General features: G+C 68.3%; 1 protein-coding gene. It reads left to right on the forward strand.

Annotated elements, in window-relative coordinates:
- Window positions 1-21: 21 nt before the first annotated feature.
- On the forward strand, window positions 22-1,498 hold a 1,477-nt coding region (locus KLP40_RS21025), incomplete at its 3' end, for a PAS domain-containing protein (protein ID WP_215595807.1).

Consider the following 1,498-nt stretch of genomic DNA (forward strand, 5'->3'; position numbering starts at 1 on the left):
GCGGGTAGTAGCTGTGGTTGTATGCTTCCTTTCGAGCAACTTTTTCGTCGGCTCCCGGCCGGAGTAGCCACCCTGGAAGGGCCCGAGTTGCGCTACGGCTTCGTGAATGAGGCCATGCAGGCACTCGTGGGGCCGCAGGCCCCGGGGCAGCGCATCGTTGATCATCCCGGTCACCTGCCGGCCAGCGTGATCGGGATGCTGGCGCAGGTCTACGCTTCCGGCGAGCCCTACGTGGTCAAAGCCTGCCTGTGCCTGAAGCCTACCCCGGACGACGCGACGGCTACCTGCTACCTGGATCTGGCCCTGGAGCCCTACCGCGACGAGCAGGACCAGGTAGCCGGTTTGCTGCTGCTGGCCCTGGATGTGAGCGAGCAGGAAGCGGCCCGCCAGCAGGCCCACGAGCAGGCCCTGCAGACGCGCCACCTCGACGCACGCCTGCGTGTGCTCACCGAGACGGCCCCGCTCATCAGCTTCACCCGCGACGCCCAGGGCCACTACACCTACGCCAGCCCGCAGTGGTACCGCTTCACCGGCCAGCCCCCCACGGCCGACCTGCAAGCCATCTGGCCCCTGCTGATTCATCCTGACGACCGGGCCCGGGTGGGCTACGAGGCAGAAATGGCCCGCCGGGTCGGTACGGGCTGGAGCTACGAGTACCGGCTGCGGCGCTACGACGGCCACTACCGCTGGATGCTGAGCCGGGCGCTGCCGGAAATACACCTGCCCGAGCCCCCCGCCCACTGGCACGGAGCCCTGCTCGAGATTCACGACCAGCGCGAGCTGGCCGAGGCCCTGCGCCGGGGCGAAGCGGAGCTGCGCTTCCTGGCCGATGGCATTGCCGATCTGGTCTGGACGGCCTCTTCCCAGGGGTTGGCCAACTACTACAACCAGACCATGCTGACCTACGCCGGGCTGAACAAGGACGAGCTGGGCCCCACCGGCTGGGTGAGCCTGGTGCACCCGAGCGAGCAGGCCGCCGCCGCCCGCCAGTGGGTGCAGTGCGTGGCCACCGGGGAACCTTACGAGAGCGAGTACCGGCTGCGGCGCCAGGATGGCCGCTACCGCTGGCACCTGATGCGCGCCCGCCAGCTGCAGGATGCGCAGGGCCCCCGCTGGTTTGGCACCGGCACCGACGTGGAAGACCAGCACCAGCTCCACCAGATTCTGCAGCACCAGTACAACGAGCTCTCCCGCGCCCACCACGACCTGGACACGTTCGTGTACGCCGCCTCCCACGACCTGCGGCAGCCCTCGCTGAACCTGCGCGGGCTGTTTGATGAGCTGCGCCGCTGCTACCCCTTGCACGAGCCGGACGCGGCCCAGTTGGTCACCCTGATCGACAAGTCCCTCACCCAGCTCGATACCACCCTGCTGGATCTGGCCCAGACCGTACAGACGCAACGCGCGCACCAGGACCCGGTGGAGTTGCTGGACATGGGCCTGCTGCTGGAAGAAGTGCTGCTGGGATTGCGCGGGCAGATCATCGACCAACAGGCCC

The organism is Hymenobacter piscis (genome assembly GCF_018760735.1).
In the GTDB taxonomy this organism is placed as follows: domain Bacteria; phylum Bacteroidota; class Bacteroidia; order Cytophagales; family Hymenobacteraceae; genus Hymenobacter; species Hymenobacter piscis.